Here is a 22284-nt window from a genome sequence, read left to right on the forward strand (position 1 = left end):
GATGTTGCCAAAACGAGACCGCTTAAGTGTGGTTTACAGCCCTGACGTACTTAATAGTTGGCTCCATTGAGCTCGGGTCAATGGGTCACGCACTGTGGGGAGTGCCGACTCACGAGCACACTCGGGGCACTTGAGTGCACAGCCGTCAGGGGTGTCGGCGAACTCGAAGTGCCCTTCTTGTAGTGACTAAGTGGACTCATGAGGAGGAACCCATGCGCGGTGCCAAGAGCGCCAAGTGGGTAGTGGGCGCGATCGTCGTCGCCCTGGCAGCAACCGCCTGTGGCGGGGGTAAGAGCGACGGTGGCAGCGACGCCAAGGGCGCTGTTGACCCGAACGGGATCTTCTCGATCGAGCTCGGTGAGCCGGAGAAGCCCCTCTACACCGGCGACACGATGGAGTCCAACGGCTCCGCGGTCATGGCCGGCCTGTTCTCGACCCTGGTCGACTACAAGGCCGACGGCTCGCTGGAGATGATCAACGCCGAGTCCGTCACCACGACCGACTCGAAGACGTGGACCGTCAAGCTCAAGCCGGGCTGGACGTTCCACGACGGCACCCCGGTGACCTCGAAGTCCTACGTGGACGCGTGGAACTGGAACGCCAACATCAACAACGCGCAGGGCCTGTCGTCCTGGTTCGCGGACATCAAGGGCTTCGAGAAGCTCCACCCGGAGGCGGAGGGCGCCAAGCCGTCCTCCGACAAGCTCGACGGTCTGAAGATCGTCGACGACAACACCTTCACGATCGAGCTCACGGGCGCGGTCCCGGCCTTCGGCCACAAGCTCGCCTACATCGTCTTCGCGCCGCTGCCGGAGTCCTTCTACAAGGACTCCAAGGCCGCGGGCCAGAAGCCGGTCGGCAACGGTCCCTACAAGTTCGAGTCCTGGGACCACAAGAAGCAGATCAAGATCGTCCGCTACGACGCCTACAAGGGTCCGAACAAGGCGAAGAACGGTGGTGTGATCTTCAAGAACTACACCACCCTCGAGGCCGCGTACGAGGACCTGAAGTCCGGCAACGTCGACGTCCTGCGCCAGATCGGCCCGAAGGACCTCCCGGTCTACCGTCAGGACCTCGGCGAGCGCGCCGTGGACCAGGCGTACTCCGCCATCCAGTCCATCGCGGTCGCCTTCTACTCCGACCAGTGGAAGAAGCCGAAGCCGGTCGACCCGAAGGTCATCCAGGGTCTGTCCATGGCGATCGACCGTGCCACCATCACCAAGACGGTGCTGCAGGGTACGCGTGAGCCGGCGACCGGCTGGGTCGCCAAGGGCGTCCTGGGCTTCCAGGAGAACGCCGCGGGCGACATCACCAAGTTCGACCCCGCCAAGGCCAAGGAGCTCATCAAGGCCGGCGGTGGCGTCCCGAACAACAAGATCTCCATCCAGTTCAACGCGGACGGCGGTCACAAGGAGTGGGTCGACGCGGTCTGCAACAGCATCACGCAGGCCACCGGCGTCCAGTGCGTCGGCGACGGCAAGCCGGACTTCCAGGCCGACCTGACCGCTCGTAAGAGCAAGCAGGTCAAGTCCCTGTACCGCTCCGGCTGGGTGCTCGACTACCCGGTGAACTCCAACTTCATCTCCGACCTGTTCCGCACGGGTGCGGCGGGCAACCAGGGTGACTTCTCCAACAAGGAGCTGGACGCCCGGATCAAGGCCGCCGACGGCGCCGCGACGCTGGACGAGTCGGTGAAGCTGCACCAGGCCATCGAGAAGGACCTGGTCAACTACATGCCGTCGATCCCGCTCTGGTACTACAAGGTCAACGCGGGCTACTCGGAGAAGGTCTCCGGCGTGGCGTACGGCCAGGACGGCGACCCGATCCTGACCGGCGTCGAGGTCAAGAAGTAATCACCCGAGCGTAGTCCGCACGCCGATGCGGGGCCGACCGTCCGTCGGCCCCGTACCGGTGCCTTACGCAGTGGCTGGGGGGCCCTTCCATGACATCCGCGTGCCCACTGGGGCGCGGGTGCCGCGGGAGGGCCCGTCCGGCTGCGGCTGTCACATCTCAACGGAGGCATGATGGGGCGCTATGTCGCACGACGACTGCTCCAGATGATCCCGGTCTTCTTCGGGACAACCCTGCTGATCTTCCTGATGGTCTACAGCCTGCCCGGCGACCCCGTGGCGGGTCTGTTCGGTGACAAGGGCGTGGATCCGGCGACCCTTGCCAAGATCAGACACGATCTGGGCCTTGATCAGCCCATTCTGGTCCAGTACGGCAACTACATGTGGGACATCATCTGGAACCAGGACTTCGGTACCCAGATCCGCAACGGACGACCGGTCACGGAAGTTCTCGGCGACGCGTTCCCCGTCACCCTGCAACTGGCGGCTCTGGCCTTCGCCTTCGAGCTGACCTTCGGCATCGCGCTCGGCGTCATCGCCGGCCTGAAGGCCGGCCGTCTGGCCGACAACGCGGTCCTGATCCTCACCCTGCTGATCATCTCGATCCCGGTCTTCGTCCTCGGCTTCATCATCAAGATGGTGTTCGCGTTCGAGCTGGGCTGGATGGAGCCGAACGTCAGCAACGACCAGAAGTGGTCCGAGCTGATCGCACCCGCCATCGTGCTCGGCGGTCTCTCCCTCGCCTACGTCGCCCGGCTCACCCGGACCTCCATGGCGGAGAACCTGCGCGCCGACTACATGCGTACGGCCGTCGCCAAGGGCCTGCCGAAGCGCCGGGTCATCGGTGTCCACCTCATGCGCAACTCGATGATCCCCGTCGTCACCTTCCTGGGCACCGACATCGGCGCCCTCATGGGCGGCGCGGTCGTCACCGAGGGCATCTTCAACGTCAAGGGCGTCGGCGGTCTCATCTACGAGTCGATCACTCGGCGCGAGGGCTCCACCCTGGTGGGCCTCGTCACCATCCTGGTGATCGTCTACCTCGCCACCAGCCTCCTCATCGACCTGCTGTACGCGGTCCTGGACCCGAGGATCCGTTATGCCTGACGTGACCAAGACCGTCGCCGCCGTCGAGGACGCCATCGCGCCCCCCTCCGCGGCGGAGCCGGCCCCGAAGCCGAAGGCGGACAAGGCGCGCTCCCTCTGGGGCGACGCCTGGGCGGACCTGCGCCGCAACCCGTACTTCATCGTGTCGTCGGTGCTGATCTTCTTCCTGTTGCTGATCGCCGGATTCCCGACCCTGTTCACCGGCGCCTCGCCCACCGCGGGCGACCTCGTGAACCACTACGTCGGCAAGCCGGAGCTGAGCAAGATCGGCTCCGAGGGCTGGTTCGGCTACGACATCCAGGGCCGCTCCGTCTACGCCCGCCTGATCTACGGCACCCGCGCCTCGGTCATCGTCGGCATAGCCGTCACGCTGATCGTCACCATCATCGGCAGCGTCACGGGCATGATCGCCGGATACTTCGGCGGCATCACGGACGCGATCCTGTCCCGGGTCACCGACATCTTCTTCGGCATCCCGTTCCTGCTCGGCGCCATGGTCGTCCTGCAGTCCTTCACCGAGCGCACGATCTGGGTGGTCGTCTTCGCCCTGGCGTTCCTCGGCTGGACCCAGATCACCCGCGTCATGCGCGGCGCCGTGATCACGGTCAAGCAGGCGGACTACGTCCACGCAGCCAAGGCGCTCGGCGCCGGCACCGGCCGCATCCTGTTCCGGCACATCCTGCCGAACGCGATGGCCCCGGTGATCGTCGTCGCGACCATCGCGCTCGGCGGCTACATCTCTGCCGAGGCGACCCTGTCGTACCTCGGTCTCGGACTGTCCTCGCCCATCGTTTCGTGGGGTGTCGACATCTCCGCCGGTGTCCAGCAGATCCGTACGGCGCAGCACATCCTGCTGTGGCCCTCGATCATGCTGAGCATCACCGTTCTGGCGTTCATCATGCTCGGCGAAGCCGTCCGCAACGCCCTCGACCCCAAGCTGCGCTGAGGAGGGCGTAAAACGTGACGACCATCGACAAGACGGCGACCGTTCCGGCGCCGCGAGACGGCGACGACCACAACGGGCCCCTGCTCGAAGTCCGCGACCTGCACGTGGAGTTCCACACCCGAGACGGTGTGGCCAAGGCGGTCAACGGTGTCAACTACTCCGTGGACGCGGGCGAGACGCTCGCCGTGCTCGGCGAGTCCGGCTCCGGCAAGTCCGTCACCGCGCAGGCCATCATGGGCATCCTCGACATGCCGCCCGGCAAGATCCCGCAGGGCGAGATCCTGTTCCGCGGCGAGGACATGCTGAAGATGTCCTACGAGGAGCGCCGGCGGATCCGCGGCCGGAAGATCGCCATGATCTTCCAGGACGCGCTGTCCTCCCTCAACCCGGTCCTCAACGTCGGCTACCAGCTCGGCGAGATGTTCCGGGTGCACCACGGGCTCTCCAAGAAGGAGGCCAAGGCCAAGGCCGTCGAGCTGATGGACCGGGTCAAGATCCCCGCCGCCGCGGCGCGGGTGAACGACTACCCCCACCAGTTCTCCGGCGGTATGCGCCAGCGCATCATGATCGCGATGGCGCTCGCCCTGGAGCCCGACCTGATCATCGCGGACGAGCCCACCACGGCGCTCGACGTGACCGTCCAGGCCCAGGTCATGGACCTCCTCGCGGAGCTCCAGCGGGAATACAACATGGGCCTGATCCTGATCACCCACGACCTCGGCGTCGTCGCCGACGTCGCGGACAAGATCGCGGTCATGTACGCGGGCCGGATCGTCGAGACCGCCCCGGTCCACGAGCTGTACAAGCGCCCCGCCCACCCGTACACCCGGGGCCTGCTCGACTCGATCCCGCGCCTGGACCAGAAGGGCCAGGAGCTCTACGCGATCAAGGGCCTGCCGCCCAACCTGCTCCGCGTGCCCACCGGCTGCGCCTTCAACCCGCGCTGCCCCAAGGCCGACGACATCTGCCGCACCGAGATCCCGGCCCTCGCGCCGGTCTCCGAGCGGGACGGCACGGAGCTGCCCGGCCGCGGCAGCGCCTGCCACTTCTGGAAGGAGACGATCCATGGCTGAGCTCGGCAGGAAGGACGAAGCCGTGGACGCGACCCCGAACGTCACGGACGTGGAGACGGTCGACGCGACCACCGAGGCGGAGGCCGTAGCCGCCATCGAGGCACCGGTCGAGCGCGGGGAGCCGATCCTCCAGGTGCGCAACCTGGTCAAGCACTTCCCGCTGACCCAGGGCATCCTCTTCAAGAAGCAGGTCGGCGCGGTCAAGGCCGTGGACGGGGTCTCCTTCGACCTCTACCAGGGCGAGACCCTCGGCATCGTCGGCGAGTCCGGCTGTGGCAAGTCCACCGTCGCCAAGCTGCTGATGAACCTCGAGCGGGCCACCGCGGGCGAGGTCTTCTACAAGGGCCAGGACATCACCCGGCTGTCCGGCCGCGCGCTGAAGGCCGTGCGCCGGAACATCCAGATGGTGTTCCAGGACCCGTACACCTCGCTCAACCCGCGTATGACCGTGGGTGACATCATCGGCGAGCCCTTCGACATCCACCCCGAGGTGGCCCCGAAGGGCGACCGGCGCCGCAAGGTGCAGGAGCTGCTCGATGTGGTCGGTCTGAACCCCGAGTACATCAACCGCTACCCGCACCAGTTCTCCGGCGGCCAGCGCCAGCGCATCGGCATCGCCCGCGGCCTCGCGCTCAACCCGGAGATCATCATCTGCGACGAGCCGGTCTCGGCCCTGGACGTCTCCGTCCAGGCGCAGGTCATCAACCTGATGGAGAAGCTGCAGGACGAGTTCAACCTGTCCTACGTCTTCATCGCGCACGACCTGTCGATCGTCCGGCACATCTCCGACCGGGTCGGCGTGATGTACCTCGGCAAGATGGCCGAGATCGGTACCGACACGCAGATCTACGACCACCCGACGCACCCCTACACCCAGGCGCTGCTGTCGGCGGTCCCCGTGCCGGACCCGGAGGCCCGCGCCCACCGCGAGCGGATCATCCTCACCGGTGACGTCCCCTCGCCGGCCAACCCGCCGTCGGGCTGCCGCTTCCGCACCCGCTGCTGGAAGGCGGAGGAGAAGTGCTCCGTCGAGGTGCCGCTCCTCGCGGTCCCCGAGCGCTTCCAGGGCCAGGACACCCCGGCGGCGCACGAGTCCGCGTGCCACTTCGCCGAGGAGAAGGCCATCCTGGTCAGCTGACCAGGGCGGCCTGAGCCGATCAGGTGACAGCGAGCCCCCGGTGCCCTCCACGGCGCCGGGGGCTCGCCGTGTTCGTACGGACGCGATAGACGTGCATAGGGGCGTGAATGGGGTGATATTGGGGCCTACGTGAGACCCAGGACACTCAGGAGGCACCTCATGCGCGGAGCCACGCACGCCAAGTGGGCCGCACTGGCCGCGGCCGTCGCCCTCGCGGCGACGGCCTGCGGCGGCGGAAGCGACAGCGGCGGCAGTGGCGCCGACGGGACCGTGAGCTCCTCGTGGGGAGACCCGCAGAACCCGCTCGAACCCGCCAACACCAACGAGGTGCAGGGCGGCAAGGTCCTCAACATGATCTTCCGCGGGCTCAAGAAGTACGACCCGAAGACCGGCGAGGCCCAGGACATGCTCGCCCAGAAGATCGAGACGACCGACTCCACCAACTTCACCATCACGGTCAAGGACGGCTGGACCTTCTCCAACGGCGAGAAGGTCACCGCCAAGTCCTTCGTCGACGCCTGGAACTACGGCGCCCACCTGAAGAACAACCAGAAGAACGCCTACTTCTTCGGCTACATCGAGGGCTACGGGCAGGTCCACCCCGAGAAGGGGCAGCCGACCGCCGAGACCATGTCCGGCCTGAAGGTCGTGAACGGCCAGACGTTCACGGTGAAGCTCACCCAGAAGTTCTCCACCTTCCCCGAGACCCTCGGCTACGCCGCCTTCGCCCCGCTGCCCCAGGCGTTCTACACCGACCACGACGCCTGGCTCGCCAAGCCCGTCGGCAACGGCCCGTACACCGTCGACTCCTACGCCAAGGGCTCGCAGATGGCCCTCAAGCGGTGGGACGCCTACCCCGGCCCCGACAAGGCGCAGAACGGCGGCGTGACCCTCAAGGTCTACACCGACAACAACACCGCCTACACCGACCTGACGGCCGGGAACCTCGACCTCGTCGACGACGTGCCCGCCTCCCAGCTCAAGAACGTCCAGGCCGACCTGGGCGACCGCTACATCAACGTCCCCGCCGGCATCATCCAGACCCTGTCCATCCCGTTCTACGACCCCGCCTGGAACAAGCCCGGCCAGGAGAAGCTCCGCCAGGGCATCTCCCGGGCCATCAACCGGCAGCAGATCACCGACACCATCTTCCAGAAGACCCGCACCCCGGCCGTCGACTGGACCTCCCCGGTCCTCGGCGAGGACGGCGGCTTCAAGAACATCTGCGGCGAGTACTGCCTCTACGACGCGGCCGCCGCCAAGCAGCTCGTCACCGAGGGCGGCGGCATCCCCGGCGGCACGATGAAGATCTCGTACAACGCCGACACCGGCTCCCACAAGGAGTGGGTGGACGCCGTCTGCAACTCCATCAACAACGCGCTGGGCAACAACAGGGCCTGCGTCGGCAACCCCGTCGGCACCTTCGCCGACTACCGCAACCAGGTCACCACCCAGAAGCTCAAGGGCCCCTTCCGCGCGGGCTGGCAGATGGACTACCCGCTCATCCAGAACTTCCTTCAGCCGATGTACTACACCAACGCCTCCTCCAACGACGGCAAGTACACGAGCCCGGAGTTCGACAAGCTCGTCGACCAGGCCAACGCCGAGACCGACACCGCGAAGGCCGTCCAGCTGTTCCAGCAGGCCGAGGAGGTCCTCCGCGACGACATGGGCGCGATCCCGCTCTGGTACCAGAACGGCAGCGCCGGCTACTCGGAGCGGATCTCCAACGTCGCGCTCGACCCGTTCAGCGTGCCCGTCTACAACGAGATCAAGGTCAACTGACGCAAGGGCAGCGGCATACGGCCCGGCGTCTCACCCCCCGCCGGGCCGTACGCCTTCCCCCCACCCCCCGGAGCCCCCCATGGGTCGTTATGTGATCCGGCGTCTGCTGCAGATGATCCCGGTCTTCTTCGGCGCCACCCTGCTGATCTTCCTGATGGTCAACGTGATGGGCGACCCCATCGCCGGCCTCTGCGGCGACCGCGCCTGCGACCCGGCCACCGCCGCCCAGCTGCGGGCGGAGTTCGGCCTCGACAAGCCGGTCGTCCAGCAATACCTGACCTACATGGGCAACGTCTTCACCGGCGACTTCGGCACCGCCTTCAACGGCCAGCCGGTCACCGAGCTGATGGCCAACGCCTTCCCGATCACCATCCGCCTCACCCTCGTCGCCATCGTCTTCGAGATCCTCATCGGCATCACCCTCGGAGTCCTCACTGGCCTGCGCCGCGGCCGCCCCGTCGACACCGGCGTGCTGCTGCTGACCCTCGTCGTCATCTCCGTGCCGACCTTCGTCACCGGCCTCCTCCTCCAGCTCCTCCTCGGCGTCAAATGGGGCTGGATCAAGCCGGCCGTCTCCCCCGAGGCCCCCCTCGGCGAACTCATCGTCCCCGGCCTCGTCCTCGCCTCCGTCTCGCTCGCCTACGTCACCCGGCTCACCCGGACCTCCATCGCCGAGAACAAGCGCGCCGACTACGTCCGCACCGCCGTCGCCAAGGGCCTGCCACGCCGCCGGGTCGTCACCCGCCACCTGCTGCGCAACTCGCTCATCCCCGTGGTCACCTTCATCGGCACCGACATCGGCGCCCTCATGGGCGGAGCCATCGTCACCGAACGGATCTTCAACATCCACGGCGTCGGCTACCAGCTCTACCAGGGCATCGTCCGCCAGAACACCCAGACCGTCGTCGGCTTCGTGACCGTCCTCGTCCTCGTGTTCCTGCTGGCCAACCTGCTCGTCGACCTCCTGTACGCCGTCCTTGACCCGAGGATCCGCTATGCCTGAGTCATCCGAGCAACCCGAGCCGAACGAGCCGTACGACCACGGCCGCGCGATCGCCCACACCGGCGCCGGCGGCGGGACGGACCTCGCCATGGACGAGGGCGAGACCCTGGAACGCGGCCCCTCGGCCGCCACCGAGGGGCGGGCACCGAAAGACCCCCAGGGCAGACCGCGCTCCCTGTGGTCCGACGCCTGGCTCGACCTGCGCCGCAACCCCGTCTTCATCGTCTCCGCCCTGGTGATCCTCTTCCTCGTCGTCATCTCCATCTGGCCGTCCCTCATCACCTCGGGCGACCCCCTCGACTGCGATCTGGCCAAAGCCCAGGAAGGCTCGCAGCCCGGACACCCCTTCGGCTTCAACGGCCAGGGCTGCGACGTCTACACCCGCACCGTCTACGGAGCCCGGACCTCCGTCAGCGTCGGCGTCCTCGCCACCCTCGGCGTCGCCCTGCTCGGCTCCGTCCTCGGCGGCCTGGCCGGCTTCTTCGGCGGATTCTGGGACGGGATCCTCTCCCGGCTCACCGACGTCTTCTTCGCCATCCCCGTCGTCCTCGGCGGCCTCGTCCTGCTGTCCGTCGTCACCAGCAACACCGTCTGGCCCGTCATCGGCTTCATGATCCTCCTCGGCTGGCCCCAGCTCTCCCGGATCGCCCGGGGCTCCGTGATCACCTCCAAGCAGAACGACTACGTGCACGCGGCCCGCGCCCTCGGCGCCTCCAACTCCCGCATGCTGCTCCGCCACATCGCGCCCAACGCCCTCGCGCCCGTCATCGTCGTCGCGACCATCGCGCTGGGCACGTACATCTCCCTGGAGGCGACCCTGTCCTTCCTCGGCGTCGGCCTCAAACCGCCGACCGTCTCCTGGGGCATCGACATCTCCTCCGCCTCCCAGTACATCCGCAACGCCCCGCACATGCTGCTCTGGCCGGCGGGGGCGCTGGCCATCACCGTGCTGGCGTTCATCATGCTCGGCGACGCGGTGCGCGACGCCCTCGACCCCAAGCTGAGGTAGGCGCCCATGCTGCTCGAAGTCCGCGACCTGCACGTGGAGTTCCACACCCGGGACGGGGTGGCCAAGGCGGTCAACGGCGTCGACTACTCCGTGGACGCGGGCGAGACGCTCGCCGTGCTCGGCGAGTCGGGCTCCGGCAAATCCGTCACCGCGCAGGCCGTCATGGGAATCCTCGACGTCCCGCCGGGAAAGATCACCAGCGGCGAGATCCTCTTCCAGGGCCAGGACCTGCTCACGCTCAAGGAGGAGGAGCGGCGCAAGGTCCGCGGAGCCAAGATGGCCATGATCTTCCAGGACGCGCTCTCCTCCCTCAACCCCGTGATCAGCGTCGGCGACCAGCTGGGGGAGATGTTCCAGGTCCACCGGGGCATGTCGCGAAAGGACTCCCGCGCCAAGGCCGTCGAACTGATGGACCGGGTCCGCATCCCGGCCGCGAAGGAGCGGGTCGGCCAGTACCCGCACCAGTTCTCCGGCGGCATGCGCCAGCGCATCATGATCGCGATGGCGCTCGCCCTCGAACCCGAACTCATCATCGCCGACGAGCCCACCACCGCCCTCGACGTCACCGTCCAGGCCCAGGTCATGGACCTCCTCGCCGAGCTTCAGCGCGAACTCCACATGGGCCTCATCCTCATCACCCACGACCTCGGGGTCGTCGCCGACGTCGCCGACAAGATCGCCGTCATGTACGCCGGCCGGATCGTCGAGCACGCCCCCGTCCACGAGATCTACAAGGCACCCGCCCACCCCTACACCAAAGGGCTGCTCGAATCGATTCCACGCCTGGACCAGAAGGGCTCGGAACTCTTCGCCATCAAGGGCCTGCCGCCCAACCTCCTCGCCATCCCGCCCGGCTGCGCCTTCAACCCGCGCTGCCCCCTGGCCCGCGACCGGTGCCGCACCGACGTGCCACCGCTCTACGCCGTGACCGAGTCCCCGGTACCGCGCACGAGCGCCTGCCACTACTGGAAGGAATGCCTCCATGGCTGAGGTGCGGGACGAGGCGATCCTCCAGGTCCGGGACCTGCACAAGCACTACCCGCTGACCCGGGGCATCGTCATCAAGAAGCAGGTCGGCGCCGTCAAGGCCGTCGACGGGGTCTCCTTCGACCTCAAGGCGGGCGAGACCCTCGGCATCGTCGGCGAGTCCGGCTGCGGCAAGTCCACCGTGGCCAAGATGCTCGTCAACCTCGAACGCCCGACGTCCGGATCCATCGCCTACAAGGGCGAGGACATCACCACCATGTCCGCCAAGGCCCTGCGCGCCGTCCGCCGCAACATCCAGATGGTCTTCCAGGACCCGTACACCTCGCTCAACCCCCGCATGACCGTCGGCGACATCATCGGGGAGCCGTACGAGATCCACCCCGAGGTCGCCCCCAAGGGCTCGCGGCGCAAGAAGGTCCAGGACCTCCTCGACGTCGTGGGCCTCAACCCGGAGTACATCAACCGCTATCCCCACCAGTTCTCCGGCGGCCAGCGTCAGCGCATCGGCATCGCCCGCGGCCTCGCGCTCCAGCCCGAGATCATCGTCGCCGACGAGCCCGTCTCGGCCCTCGACGTCTCCGTCCAGGCCCAGGTCGTCAACCTCCTGGACCGGCTCCAGGCCGAGTTCTCCCTGTCCTACGTCTTCATCGCCCACGACCTGTCCATCGTGCGCCACATCTCCGACCGCGTCGGCGTCATGTACCTCGGCCGGATCGTCGAGATCGGCACCGACACCGAGATCTACGACCACCCCACCCACCCCTACACCCAGGCGCTCCTCTCCGCCGTCCCCGTCCCCGACCCCGAGGCCCGCGCCCACCGCGAACGCATCATCCTCACCGGCGACGTACCCTCCCCGGCCAACATCCCGTCCGGCTGCCGCTTCCGCACCCGCTGCTGGAAGGCACAGGAACGCTGCGCCCTCGAAGTCCCGGCGCTGGCGGTACCGGCGGTCTTCCGCCTGACCGACTCCCCGGCCGCGCACGACTCGGCCTGCCACTTCGCGGAGGAGAAGCACGTGGTGCCGACGGAGGACGACCGGGAGTAGACGAGACGACGTCAGCATCCTTAACACGGCGGCAACTTCAGCGACCCCGCTCCGATATACGGACACGGCACCCTCGACAGCGTACGGCCGTGCGGGTGCCGTAGGCCGCCCCGGACGCACACGCGCCCGGGGCGGCCTTCTCCTTCTTTGTCGGGCTCGGTTCGCCTCCGGGCGCCTCATGCGCGTGTCGACAGTCGATCGTGCTCGGCCGCTCGTTCCTCGCGGCCTGTGCGCGTTCTCCCTTTCGACACCCGCGCGCCCTTCGGCTCACTCGCCCGTCGTGCGGGTCTGGCCGGTATCTGCGCTCTTCGGCTCACCCGTCCGAGCTGCCCGTCCGGCATATGCGAAACCGCTTGTCTCGGCGCGTCGCCACTGTGAGTATCGGCTTCGTGACAGTGACTCGCGCAGCACGTCTCACCGGAGCCGCACTCTCCGTCGCACTCGCGCTCACGGCCGTCGGCTGGATCCTCAGGGACCTCGCCGTCCTCACCGGCCCGCCCGCCGACCTCCTCCGGTACTGGGCCGGCGACCACCGCCTGCCGCGGGAACGGCTTGCCACCTCCGGGCTCGATCCGGTGCTGGCCGTCGTCTACGCCGTCACCGCCCTCACCGCCGTGCGCTCCCCGGGTGCGGCCGGCGCCTTCGCGGTCACCGGAGGGGTCACCGTCGCCGTGCGGATGCCCGGCCTGTGGGCCACCGGCTCCGGTAACGGCGCCCTGATCACCACCCTCGTCGCCCTCGGGCTCGCCGCCGCCCTCCTCGTCACCGCCGCCGTCGGCCGCCGGCCCGCCGACACCCCCTCGGAGCCGCTCCCCGCACGCCCCCGCCCCGGCCCCGCCGCCGCCTCGGGCGTCCTGCTGCTGCTCGCCGGCCTGTTCGGGGCCGCCTGGGAGGTCCACCTGGCCGTCGACCTGCCCGCCGAGCTCACCTTCGACCGGTTCACCGGCGGCCGCTCCGCCCTCGCACCCCTGCTCGCGCCCCCACCGGGCTGGCTCGCCACCGTCCTCGCCCTGCTCGCGCTCATCGCGGCGGGCGGCGCCCTCGCCAGGTCGGCCGCCTCCCGCCCGCTGGGACTCGCCGCGGCCGCCCTGCTCTGCGGGACGGCCCTCATGGGCCTCGCCCCGGCGCTCCGAGCCGACTTCCACCGCCAGGTGTCCGCCCTCGCCCCGGCCGAGCGACTCACGCACGTCACCTCGCTGTTCGACCTCCTCGCCGGGGCCGCCGTCCTCGTCCTCCTGGCCTCCCGGGGCGAAGCCGCCGCCACTCCACCACCCCTGCCGGCACTTCCCCCCGCCCCGCCGTCCCCCCGTCCGCCGGGCTGGTGACGCCCGGTCGCCGTCACGCGTCCCGCGCGTCCTCGCGGAGGTTCAGCGACCGCTTCAGGAAGTCGACCTGGAGCAACAGCAGGTTCTCCGCCACCTGCTCCTGCGGCGTCATGTGGGTCACGCCCGTCAGCGGCAGCACCTCATGGGGCCGCCCCGCCGCGAGCAGCGCCGAGGACAGCCGCAAACTGTGGGCCACCACCACGTTGTCGTCCGCGAGACCGTGGACGATCATCAGGGGCCGGGCCGGGCTCTCCGGCACCGACAGACCGTCGTCGGTGAGCAGCGAGTTCGCCGCGTACACCTCAGGAGCGTCCTGCGGCAGCCCCAGGTACCGCTCCGTGTAGTGGGTGTCGTACAGCCGCCAGTCCGTCACCGGGGCCCCCGCGATCCCCGCGTGGAACACGTCCGGCCGGCGCAGCACCCCCATCGCGGCGAGGTAGCCGCCGTACGACCAGCCCCGGATCGCCACCCGCCCGAGATCCAGCGGCTCCTCCTCCGCGAGGGCCCGCAGCGCCTCGACCTGGTCGTCCAAGGTCGCCGTCAGGTCGTTCCTGATCGCCTTCTCCCAGGCGGGGGAGCGGCCCGGCGTCCCGCGCCCGTCGGCCACGACCACCGCGAACCCCTGGTCGGCGAACCACTGCGACGTCAGGTGCGGTTGGTGCGCGGCCACCGCGCGCTGGGCGTGAGGCCCGCCGTACGGATCCATGAGCACGGGGAGTAGTCCGTCACCTTCCCGGTAGTGCTCGGGGAGCAGGACGGCGCACGGAATCCGCCGTGCGCCCCCCGTCGTGAGGCGGACCCGGGCGGAGAGCACGGGCGTCTCGGCGTACGAGGCGACCACCGCCACCTGTTCACCGTCCCGCAGCACCCGCGTCACGATCCCGGGGGCGTCCGGCCGGGCCGACGCCAGCACCGTCACCGCCCCGCAGCGCACCGCCGAATGCACCCCCGCGCCCCGCGAGACCCGCTCCGCACCCCGCTCGCCCACCCGGTACACGTGGATCTCGCCGATCTCCGGAGCCGCCGTCTCCCCGGCCGACGCGGACACCAGGACGTCGTCGTCGCCGACGTCCAGGACCGCCCTGACGTGCAGGTCCGCGCCGGTCAGGACCCGGTCGCCGACGACGAGCACCCGCGCCCCGTCCGGGCCCGCCCGGTCCTCCACGCGGACGAGCCGCCCGTCCGGCGACCAGGCCGGCACTCCCGGCAGCAGCTCCAGCCAGTCCGGGTCCTCGTCCACCCGCACCGTCCGCGTCGCCCCGGTCTCCGGGTCCACCGCCAGATGGGCCTGGGTGCGCTGGTCACGCGCCTGGACGAGCAGCAGCGGCGGGCCGTCCGCCGACCAGTGCACCCGGGCCAGGTACGGGAACCGCTCGCGGTCCCACCCCACCTCCGTCCGCTCTCCGCCGAGGTCCACCACGTACAGCCGGACCTCCGCGTTCGGCGTGCCCGCCGCCGGATACCCCACCGCCTGCGGCTCCCGGTCCGGATGGGCCGGGTCCGCGATCCACCACCGCCGCACCTCCCGGTCGTCCACGCGCGCCACCAGCAGCCGGTCCGAGTCCGGTGACCACCAGAACCCGCGGCCGCGTCCCATCTCCTCCGCCGCGATGAACTCGGCCAGACCGTACGTCTCGTGCGCGCCCTCCGGCTCGGCGAGCGCCCGGTCCCCCTGCCCGTCCGCGCCCGTCACCCGCAGCGCGCCCCGCGCCACGTACGCGACGAGCCGCCCGTCCGGTGAGGGACGGGGATCGAGCACAGGCCCGGGCACCGGCAGCTCGCGGGCCGTCCCCGCCCGCAGCTCCGCCGCGAACAGCCGCCCCGACAGGGGGAAGGCGGCCAACTCCACGGCCGCGTCCACCGCGTACGAGACGATCCCGCCCGAACCCTCGCGGCTGCGCTCCCGCCGCGCCCGCTCCTCGGCCGGCAACTCCTCGGACCGGCCCGCCAGAAGCGTCTGCGGGTCGGCCGCGATCCGCTCCCGCGGCCCGCCCGCCGTCCCGTCGAGATCCAGGACCCACAGCGCGTGCGCGCGGTCGGTGCCACTCGCGGAGCGCACGAACACCACCCGTTCACCGTCCGGGGAGACCGTGAAGGCACGCGGAACACCCAGGGAGAACCGCTGAGTCCGGGCGTACTGACGAGGAAACGAGAGCGGGTACGACTGCTGCCGCGGCGAGGTCATGCGACCGAACCTAGCGCTGTGCGCCCCCCTGTGCCTCCGTACACCATGGATACGAAGCCACACATAGTTATGATCCGTAGCGCTAGGTGGGTAAGGGATACCTGGCACATGCTCGCTGACCTGACCGTCCGAATATCCGACCGAAGAAGTGTGGAGGTGAACCGCCGTGGCACTCTCGATTTCGGCGGTGGTGCTGCTGGCGATCGTCGTCTTCCTGCTGATCCGGAAATCCGGGCTCAAGGCTGGACATGCGGCGGTCTGCGCGCTCCTCGGGTTCTACCTGGCGAGCTCCTCCATCGCCCCGTCCATCAGCACCCTCACCACGAACGTCGCCGGCATGATCGGCGGCCTCAAGTTCTGAGCCTCGTGCTGGTCACCGGCCCCGCCTCGTAGGGTGGGGCCATGACGGATCTCCCAGCCCGTCGTCTGCTCCTGGTGCACGCGCACCCCGACGACGAGTCGATCAACAACGGCGCCACCATGGCCAGGTACGCGGCGGAGGGCGCCCTGGTCACGCTGGTGACCTGCACCCTCGGCGAGGAGGGCGAGGTCATCCCGCCCGGCCTCGCCCATCTCGCACCCGACCGGGAGGACCGGCTCGGCGACCACCGCGTCGGCGAACTGGCCGCCGCGATGAAGGAGCTGGGCGTCACCGACCACCGGTTCCTCGGCGGCCCGGGTCGCTTCCGCGACTCCGGAATGATGGGCGTGGAGCAGAACCGGCGCGAAGGCGCCTTCTGGAACACGGCCGTCGACGACGCCGCCCCGTACCTCGTCGAGGTGATCCGCGAGACCCGCCCGCAGGTGCTCGTCACCTACGACCCCGACGGCGGATACGGCCACCCCGACCACATCCAGGCCCACCGCGTCGCCATGCGCGCCGCCGAACTGGCCGCCGACGGCGACTACCGCCCCGACCTCGGCCCCGGACACGCCATCGCGAAGATCTACTGGAACCGGGTCCCGCGGCCGGAGGCCGAAGCCGGTTTCGCCCGGCTGCGCGCCGAGGGCGCGGCTGCCTTCCCGGGCATCGCGGACATCGACGACGTCCCGGGCGTGGTCGACCCGTCGCTGATCACCGCCCGGATCGACGGCGAGCCGGTCTGGGCCGCCCGCAAGACCGCCGCGATGCGTGCCCATGCCACGCAAATCGCCGTGGACGGACCCTTCTTCGCCCTGTCCAACGACCTCGGGCAGCCGATCCTCACCTCGGAGTACTACCAGTTGGCCGTCGGCACCCCGGGCGCACCCGAAGGCGCGCACGAGGACGACCTGTTCGCGGGAGTGAGCGCGTGAGCGGACGCATGAACGCCCGGGTGGTCTGGTACGTACTCCTCTTCGCCCTCGGCATGGCGGTCGCCGCCGCGGGCGCGCTCGTCCAAAACGCCTGGTTTCCGGGCGGTTTGATCGCCGGGCTCCTCGGTGTCGCCGGCCTGTTCTACGGCGGGCTGCGCGCCACCGACACCCAGCTCGGGGTGGTCGCCCCGGCGGCGGGCTGGCTCGTCGCCATCGTGCTGCTCGGGCTGGGACGGCCGGAAGGAGACGGGGTCTTCGGCGGAGGGTTCGCGGAGATGCTCTACCTGTTGGGAGGCATGGCCATCGCTGTGATGTGCGCCACGGTGGGACGGCTGCCGCGACCGGCCCCGTGAACAGGCCGACTTGAGTGAAGGCTGCCCGGACTTCGGCCGGAATGACCGTAGCTCGGCCCACGGCCGTCCGCTATGTGTCGGCGGCGGACAGTATGGTGGTGCGCGCCGCCGAACCGCCCGGGTATACGAGCATCAGCAAGAGCGGGCGGCGGAGCCAACCGGGAGATCCTGCTTTGAGTCGTGAAACTGGTCGAGAGACTGACAGTTCCTCCTCCGGCGCCCAGGGGCGCGGTGGAGCCGCGTACCCCTCGGGTACACCGCCGTACGGATCCCGTCAGTATCCGTCGCTCCACCCCACGCAGGACGCGGTGGAGGAGAGCGCCGCTGCCGGGCCGCCGCGCTCGCAGCCGCAGCCGGAGGAACCCAAGACGGAGACGACGCTGACGACCCGGATCCGGATCAACATTCCGGGTTCCCGGCCGATCCCGCCCGTCGTCGTCCGCAAGACCGTCGCCGACACGGGCGCGGACCCGGCGGCCCCGGACACGTCCGGGGACGGCGGGAAGGCCGCACCGGCCCCCGCTCCGGCCCCCGCCCCGGCAGCCCGGCCGGAGCCGGCCGCTCCGGCGCCGGCACCGGAGACGGCCGCGAAGGCCGAGGAGAAGCCGACCAGCGACTGGTTCGCCCCGCGCAAGCCGGCGGCCCCGTCGGCACCCTCCGCCCCCGCGACACCGCCGGCGCCTTCCGGCTCCGCCGACCCCGCGGGTCCCTCCCGGTCCCCGGGCCCCACGGGCCCCGCGGGGATGGGTGCCGGTGCCGCCGTGTCGGGCGCTGCCGGCGCACCGGGTGGTCCTCGGACGTCCGCGCCCGGGCAGCCGGGAAAGCCCGCGGGCGGTCCGCGCGGATCCGGCTTCGCCGGGCCGGCGACGGGAGGCATCCCGACGGTCGGCGGCGCCTCGATCTCGGCCACCCCGGCGGGCGGGACGCCGATGTTCCTGTCCACGCCGCCCCTCGACGACGGGACCGGGTACGGCGCGGAGGCCCCGCTGCCCCCGAGCGGCCCGACCACCGGCCCCATGACCGGTCCGATGACGGGCCCCGTGCCCGGCGACGGAGCCGCGGGTGCCGACCCCTACGCCGGGAACCCCTTCGCGAGCGGCCCGCACGGCGCCCCCGCGTTCGCCGAGCCGCCGCGGCTGTCGGACGACACCGCGATCCTCACGCCGCAGGGCCCCGCTCCGGGCGCCCCGCACGGCCCCGGGGCCCCCGTCGACGGCGGCCACGTCTCGGGGGACACCCTCTCGAGCGGCATTCCGGTCGTCCCCTCGGGACCGGACCCGGCCCGCCGGAGTCCGGAAGGGTTCTCCGCCCCCGAGGTCGCCTCCTCCGGCAGGCCGGCACCCGCCCGCCCCTCCTCCGCCACCCCGCCGCCCTCGGCCCCCGCGAAGAAGGGCCGCTCCAAGCTCCCCCTCGTCGCCTTCGGCGTGGTCGGCCTCGCCGGCCTCGCCTACGGCGCCGGTCTGCTCCTCAACCACTCCGACGTCCCCAAGGGCACCACCGTTCTCGGCGTGGACATCGGCGGCGGTACGAAGGAGGAGGCCGTCAACAAGCTGGAGGCTGCCCTCGGCAAGCGCGCCGCGACGCCTCTGCGGCTCAGCGTCGACGGCAAGAAGGTCGAGCTGGCGCCGGACAAGGCGGGTCTCTCCCTGGACAGCCAGGAGACCGTCCGGGGCGCCGCGGGCAGCGACTACAACCCCGTCTCCGTCATCAGCACCCTCTTCGGGGGCAAGCGCGTCGCCCAGCCGGTGCTGCCGGTCGACGAGGAGAAGCTGAGCGTCGCCCTCAAGGACGTGGCCGGCGCCTCCGGCTCGGCGACCGAGGGCACGATCACGTTCTCCCCCGGCAAGGCCACCGCCGTGGAGGGCAAGCCGGGCAAGGGCCTGGACATCGCGCGTTCCATGATCTCGGTGAAGGACGCGTACCGCGCCCAGGTCCAGACGGGCACGCCGAACACCGTCGAGCTGCCCGTCGTGACCCGTCAGCCCACGATCACCAAGGCCGAGCTGGACCGGGCGATGAACGACTTCGCCAAGCCCGCCATGTCCGGCCTGATCACGATCAAGGCGGGTTCGAAGGAGATCCAGTTCGGCCCGGCGAAGTCCCTGCCGAAGATCCTCTCCATGAAGCCGGTCGACGGCCGCCTGGTGGAGGTCTACGACAAGAACGCGATCGACGAGCTCCTCGACGGCGTCTTCGACGGCATCATGATCACCAAGGGCGACGGCAAGAAGCACCAGGTCTCCGCCGACGACGTCGCCTTCGCGATGCGCGAGGCCCTGCTGGGCAAGACCCAGGCGGAACGCACGAAGGTCATCGACCTGGACGGGCAGGGCTGACGCGGCCGACGCCCCTGCGCTGGGGCCCCCGTCCGGGAGACACCGGACGGGGGCCCTCGTCGTGCGGCGGACCGGCACCGGCCCCGGCCGTCCGGATCCGTCACCACACGCCCCCGTACTTCCGTCTCCGCGCCCGGAGCCACTCCTGGATCTCCCGGGTCTCCCCGGACGAGGCGGGACGCAGGTCGTCGGCGCGGACCGTCGCGACGAAGTGCACGAACCGCACGCGACGGTGCGCGCCGTCCACGCCGATGACCTTTCCCGGGCCGTAGACGTCGGTGCCCGTATGAGCGACGAACGCGCCCGGGCCGTAAGGGGTGTGCAATGGCAGCCTTCCGCTCTGCGTGTCGTACCGGTTCACACAGTGGCGTGGCTCACATTACGCTCCGTGAGCGCGTTCGCGGGGCAACCCGGCCGGAAGGCGGGGGGAGTTCGCCCCGGCACAGCGGGGTAATCCGGCCCCGGGCACACCCCGGTGACGGGCGCCGGGCCCGCTGCCGGATCCCACCAGAAACACGCCCTAGTTCAGCAGGGCCCTCGCCGCCTGGGCCCGGTGGCGGATCGAGGCCGCCGCGCTGGGCTCGACCGCGTCCACGACCGTCGCGTACGCCTCCATCTCCGCCGCGCCCGCCTGGAACTCGCCGCGCTGCACCAGCAGCTCCGCGTGCTCGTAGCGCAGCCGCGCCGGGTGGGAGGGGAGCAGCAGGGAGAGCTCCACCGCCCAGAGGGCGACCGCCGAGCGCTCCGGGCGGGGAGCGGCCCAGGCGCGGATGTTGTTCAGGATCCGCAGCACGATGTCCAGCGCGTCCGCGGGGCGCATCATGGACGGTTCGAGCGGCCCGCCCGTCGCGCCCGCCACCAGCAGCTCCGCGTCCACACCCGTCATCGCCCGGCCCCCGGCGAACGGATCCGCGAAGACCTGGTCCGCCGGGTCGCCGAAGCCCACCACGAAGTGGCCCGGCAGGCCGAGGCCGTACACCGGCGCTCCCGCCCGCCGGGCGACCTCCATCCACACCACGGACAGGAGGATCGGCAGGCCCCGCCGTCGGCGCAGGACCTCGTGCAGCAGCGAGGAGTCCAGTCGCTGGTAGTCGGAGGGGACGCCCTGGAAGCCGCAGCGGCGGCCCAGCAGCTCGCCCAGTGCCGCGACCCAGGCGTCCGCGCCCGCCCCGCGCGTCGCGTACGGTACGAGCCCCGCCAGCCGGTCCAGCTCGATCTCGGCGGCGTCCAGGTCGTGGCGCGTCACCGTCGGGTCCGCCTCCGCGCCGATCAGCAGGCAGAGCCGCGCCAGGTCCGGTCGCCGCGCCCGGGCCTCCTGCGCGAACTCCCGCCGCCAGTCGGTCACGTCGCTCACGCCTCCGCCGCTCGATAGTGGTGGTAGTGGTGGTGGACCGCGAAGCCCATGCCCTCGTACAGGGCGCGCCCGGCGTCGTTGTCCGCCTCCACCTGGAGCCAGGCCGCCGAAGCGCCCTCGTCCAGCGCCTTCCGGGCGAGCGCCGTCATGACGGCCGTGGCGAGCCCCTGGCGGCGCCGTGCGGGGTCGACCTCCACCGCCATGAAGCCGGCCCAGCGGCCGTCCACCACACACCGCCCGATCGCCGCCGGTATGTCTCCCGTGCCCGGTACGGACGCGAACCACACACTCGGGCCGCTTTCCAGGACTCTGAGCACATGGGGGCCGGGCACACCGAACCGCTGGTAGCGGTGGAGCCAGGACGGGTCCAGGGAGCGGGACAGCCGGACCGGGGACACGTCGGCGTCCAGGTCGCCGACCGGCGCCAGTCCTCCGATCCGGACCTCGGCCGAGACCTCCCGGCGCCAGCCGTGGTGCTCCAGATCCGCGCAGAGCATCTCCTGCGCCCCCTCGGCCCCCGTCGCCGCCTGGACGTACGCCGGCAGCTCCCGGGCCGCGTACCACTCCCGTACGCGCGCCAGGGCCGCGTCCAGGGGCAGCCCCGGCTCGCCGAGCGGCAGCACCGAGTTCGCGCGCCGGGTGAACCCGGACGCGGCCCGCAGCGTCCAGTCGCCGAGGCGCTCGCTCTCCACCGGCTCCCAGGCGCGCGCCGTGACCCGCGCCAGCTCCTCGAAGGAGGCCGCGGGACCACGCCTGCGGGCCGGTGCGGCGGGCACCACCTTCCCCGCGACCAGGGCGGATTCCGCGATCCGGACGCTCTCACCGGTCCGCCGTGTGATCAGCACCACACCGGCGTCCCATGATGTGAGCACGCCGACCGCGTCCGTGAACGTCGCACCGGGCGCGCCTGCGTCCGTCACGTACCGAACTGAGACACGTTTCCCCACGTCAGCACGGGTGACACGCACCTCAAGGCGCCCTCCAGCGGTGAATTCCACGGCTTCTCCGCCCCTCCTGTTCGGATCGTCCCCAAGAACGGAGATACTAGGTGCGGGCATCGACGACGCCGCGCTCCCGCGCAGACCAGCCCTACCGAGGAGGAACGACAGCGTGACCTACGTCATCGCGCAGCCTTGTGTCGACGTCAAGGACAAGGCATGCATCGAGGAGTGCCCCGTCGACTGCATCTACGAGGGCTCCCGGTCCTTGTACATCCACCCGGACGAATGCGTCGACTGTGGTGCTTGTGAGCCGGTCTGCCCGGTCGAGGCCATCTTCTACGAGGACGACACCCCGGAGGAGTGGAAGGACTACTACAAGGCGAACGTCGAGTTCTTCGACGAGCTCGGTTCGCCCGGTGGTGCCTCCAAGCTCGGCCTGATCGAGCGGGACCACCCCTTCATCGCCGCTCTGCCGCCGCAGAACGGCTGATCGAGCCGCCTTCGGTCCCGTACGGCCTCGCCCGCTGTACGGGACCGACGCGTTTTCC

20 protein-coding genes are annotated in these 22284 nt (G+C 70.3%); 16 read left to right on the plus strand and 4 right to left on the minus strand.

Annotated features, from left to right (window positions below; translation table 11 throughout):
- Positions 1-212 precede the first annotated feature (212 nt).
- From AB0K65_RS05520 to AB0K65_RS05570, 11 genes are all read left to right on the plus strand, one after another.
- Positions 213-1853, plus strand: coding sequence for an ABC transporter substrate-binding protein (locus AB0K65_RS05520; protein ID WP_365714416.1), 1641 nt, complete (start codon positions 213-215; stop codon positions 1851-1853).
- Between the two features lie 171 nt (positions 1854-2024).
- Positions 2025-2957, plus strand: a complete 933-nt coding sequence (locus tag AB0K65_RS05525; protein ID WP_365714527.1) for an ABC transporter permease — start codon at positions 2025-2027, stop codon at positions 2955-2957.
- On the plus strand, positions 2950-3903 hold the full coding sequence (locus AB0K65_RS05530) for an ABC transporter permease (protein WP_365714417.1): 954 nt from the start codon (positions 2950-2952) through the stop codon (positions 3901-3903). Before AB0K65_RS05525 ends, AB0K65_RS05530 begins: the two co-directional genes overlap by 8 nt.
- Before the next feature lie 14 nt (positions 3904-3917).
- Positions 3918-4976 carry an ABC transporter ATP-binding protein gene (locus tag AB0K65_RS05535; RefSeq protein WP_365714418.1) on the plus strand — a complete coding sequence of 353 codons (1059 nt, stop codon included), beginning with the start codon at positions 3918-3920 and terminating at the stop codon, positions 4974-4976.
- The gene (locus tag AB0K65_RS05540; protein ID WP_365714419.1) at positions 4969-6114 is read left to right on the plus strand and encodes a dipeptide ABC transporter ATP-binding protein; all 1146 of its coding nucleotides are present in this window, start codon (positions 4969-4971) and stop codon (positions 6112-6114) included. The genes AB0K65_RS05535 and AB0K65_RS05540 overlap by 8 nt, the downstream gene beginning before the upstream one ends.
- Before the next feature lie 159 nt (positions 6115-6273).
- Positions 6274-7899 (plus strand): ABC transporter substrate-binding protein, encoded by a 1626-nt coding sequence (locus AB0K65_RS05545; protein ID WP_365714420.1) that lies wholly within the window; start codon positions 6274-6276, stop codon positions 7897-7899.
- 79 nt (positions 7900-7978) lie between these two features.
- On the plus strand, positions 7979-8902 hold the full coding sequence (locus tag AB0K65_RS05550; protein ID WP_365714421.1) for an ABC transporter permease: 924 nt from the start codon (positions 7979-7981) through the stop codon (positions 8900-8902).
- Positions 8895-9911, plus strand: a complete 1017-nt coding sequence (locus tag AB0K65_RS05555; RefSeq protein WP_365714422.1) for an ABC transporter permease — start codon at positions 8895-8897, stop codon at positions 9909-9911. Before AB0K65_RS05550 ends, AB0K65_RS05555 begins: the two co-directional genes overlap by 8 nt.
- A 6-nt stretch (positions 9912-9917) precedes the next feature.
- Complete coding sequence (locus tag AB0K65_RS05560) at positions 9918-10901, plus strand: ABC transporter ATP-binding protein (RefSeq protein ID WP_365714423.1); 984 nt, start codon at positions 9918-9920, stop codon at positions 10899-10901.
- Positions 10894-11946 carry a dipeptide ABC transporter ATP-binding protein gene (locus tag AB0K65_RS05565; RefSeq protein WP_365714424.1) on the plus strand — a complete coding sequence of 351 codons (1053 nt, stop codon included), beginning with the start codon at positions 10894-10896 and terminating at the stop codon, positions 11944-11946. Before AB0K65_RS05560 ends, AB0K65_RS05565 begins: the two co-directional genes overlap by 8 nt.
- Positions 11947-12335: 389 nt before the next feature.
- Positions 12336-13271, plus strand: coding sequence for a hypothetical protein (locus AB0K65_RS05570; protein ID WP_365714425.1), 936 nt, complete (start codon positions 12336-12338; stop codon positions 13269-13271).
- Positions 13272-13284: 13 nt separating this feature from the next.
- Here the strand turns inward: AB0K65_RS05570 and AB0K65_RS05575 are convergent, their stop codons facing one another.
- A complete protein-coding gene (locus tag AB0K65_RS05575; protein WP_365714426.1) occupies positions 13285-15456 on the minus strand; it encodes a prolyl oligopeptidase family serine peptidase in 2172 nt (723 codons plus the stop codon).
- 166 nt (positions 15457-15622) lie between these two features.
- Here AB0K65_RS05575 and AB0K65_RS05580 point away from each other — a divergent pair, with 166 nt between their 5' ends.
- The 4 genes from AB0K65_RS05580 (at position 15623) to AB0K65_RS05595 (ending at position 19441) form a co-directional block, all read left to right on the plus strand.
- Positions 15623-15817, plus strand: coding sequence for a hypothetical protein (locus AB0K65_RS05580; RefSeq protein ID WP_137993529.1), 195 nt, complete (start codon positions 15623-15625; stop codon positions 15815-15817).
- A 41-nt stretch (positions 15818-15858) separates the two neighbouring features.
- Positions 15859-16752 carry an N-acetyl-1-D-myo-inositol-2-amino-2-deoxy-alpha-D-glucopyranoside deacetylase gene (mshB, locus tag AB0K65_RS05585; RefSeq protein ID WP_365714427.1) on the plus strand — a complete coding sequence of 298 codons (894 nt, stop codon included), beginning with the start codon at positions 15859-15861 and terminating at the stop codon, positions 16750-16752.
- Positions 16753-16760: 8 nt separating this feature from the next.
- A complete protein-coding gene (locus tag AB0K65_RS05590) occupies positions 16761-17105 on the plus strand; it encodes a DUF6113 family protein (protein WP_365714528.1) in 345 nt (114 codons plus the stop codon).
- Positions 17106-17197: 92 nt separating this feature from the next.
- A complete protein-coding gene (locus tag AB0K65_RS05595; RefSeq protein ID WP_365714529.1) occupies positions 17198-19441 on the plus strand; it encodes a hypothetical protein in 2244 nt (747 codons plus the stop codon).
- Positions 19442-19541: 100 nt separating this feature from the next.
- Here AB0K65_RS05595 and AB0K65_RS05600 read toward each other — a convergent pair whose 3' ends face one another.
- The 3 genes from AB0K65_RS05600 to AB0K65_RS05610 all read right to left on the minus strand — a co-directional run bounded on the left by AB0K65_RS05600 (position 19542) and on the right by AB0K65_RS05610 (position 21793).
- A complete protein-coding gene (locus tag AB0K65_RS05600; protein WP_365714428.1) occupies positions 19542-19766 on the minus strand; it encodes a hypothetical protein in 225 nt (74 codons plus the stop codon).
- Between the two features lie 195 nt (positions 19767-19961).
- Positions 19962-20795, minus strand: coding sequence for a transglutaminase-like domain-containing protein (locus AB0K65_RS05605; RefSeq protein WP_365714429.1), 834 nt, complete (start codon positions 20793-20795; stop codon positions 19962-19964).
- The gene (locus AB0K65_RS05610; RefSeq protein WP_365714430.1) at positions 20792-21793 is read right to left on the minus strand and encodes a GNAT family N-acetyltransferase; all 1002 of its coding nucleotides are present in this window, start codon (positions 21791-21793) and stop codon (positions 20792-20794) included. Before AB0K65_RS05610 ends, AB0K65_RS05605 begins: the two co-directional genes overlap by 4 nt.
- A 112-nt stretch (positions 21794-21905) precedes the next feature.
- Here AB0K65_RS05610 and fdxA point away from each other — a divergent pair, with 112 nt between their 5' ends.
- Entirely contained in the window at positions 21906-22226 is a 321-nt protein-coding gene (gene fdxA / locus AB0K65_RS05615) for a ferredoxin (RefSeq protein ID WP_003985062.1), read from the plus strand.
- Positions 22227-22284 lie beyond the last annotated feature (58 nt).

Origin of the sequence: Streptomyces sp. NPDC053755 (assembly GCF_040677675.1) — a bacterium.
Taxonomy (GTDB): domain Bacteria; phylum Actinomycetota; class Actinomycetes; order Streptomycetales; family Streptomycetaceae; genus Streptomyces.

Excerpts from the sequence above, each read along its gene's own strand:
- AB0K65_RS05520 (WP_365714416.1), top strand. The coding sequence starts at position 213 with ATGCGCGGTGCCAAGAGCGCCAAGTGGGTAGTGGGCGCGATCGTCGTC.
- AB0K65_RS05525 (WP_365714527.1), top strand. The coding sequence starts at position 2,025 with ATGGGGCGCTATGTCGCACGACGACTGCTCCAGATGATCCCGGTCTTC.
- AB0K65_RS05530 (WP_365714417.1), top strand. The coding sequence starts at position 2,950 with ATGCCTGACGTGACCAAGACCGTCGCCGCCGTCGAGGACGCCATCGCG.
- AB0K65_RS05540 (WP_365714419.1), top strand. The coding sequence starts at position 4,969 with ATGGCTGAGCTCGGCAGGAAGGACGAAGCCGTGGACGCGACCCCGAAC.
- AB0K65_RS05545 (WP_365714420.1), top strand. The coding sequence starts at position 6,274 with ATGCGCGGAGCCACGCACGCCAAGTGGGCCGCACTGGCCGCGGCCGTC.
- AB0K65_RS05550 (WP_365714421.1), top strand. The coding sequence starts at position 7,979 with ATGGGTCGTTATGTGATCCGGCGTCTGCTGCAGATGATCCCGGTCTTC.
- AB0K65_RS05555 (WP_365714422.1), top strand. The coding sequence starts at position 8,895 with ATGCCTGAGTCATCCGAGCAACCCGAGCCGAACGAGCCGTACGACCAC.
- AB0K65_RS05560 (WP_365714423.1), top strand. The coding sequence starts at position 9,918 with ATGCTGCTCGAAGTCCGCGACCTGCACGTGGAGTTCCACACCCGGGAC.
- AB0K65_RS05565 (WP_365714424.1), top strand. The coding sequence starts at position 10,894 with ATGGCTGAGGTGCGGGACGAGGCGATCCTCCAGGTCCGGGACCTGCAC.
- AB0K65_RS05575 (WP_365714426.1), bottom strand. The coding sequence starts at position 15,456 with ATGACCTCGCCGCGGCAGCAGTCGTACCCGCTCTCGTTTCCTCGTCAG.
- mshB (WP_365714427.1), top strand. The coding sequence starts at position 15,859 with ATGACGGATCTCCCAGCCCGTCGTCTGCTCCTGGTGCACGCGCACCCC.
- AB0K65_RS05590 (WP_365714528.1), top strand. The coding sequence starts at position 16,761 with ATGAACGCCCGGGTGGTCTGGTACGTACTCCTCTTCGCCCTCGGCATG.
- AB0K65_RS05595 (WP_365714529.1), top strand. The coding sequence starts at position 17,198 with ATGGTGGTGCGCGCCGCCGAACCGCCCGGGTATACGAGCATCAGCAAG.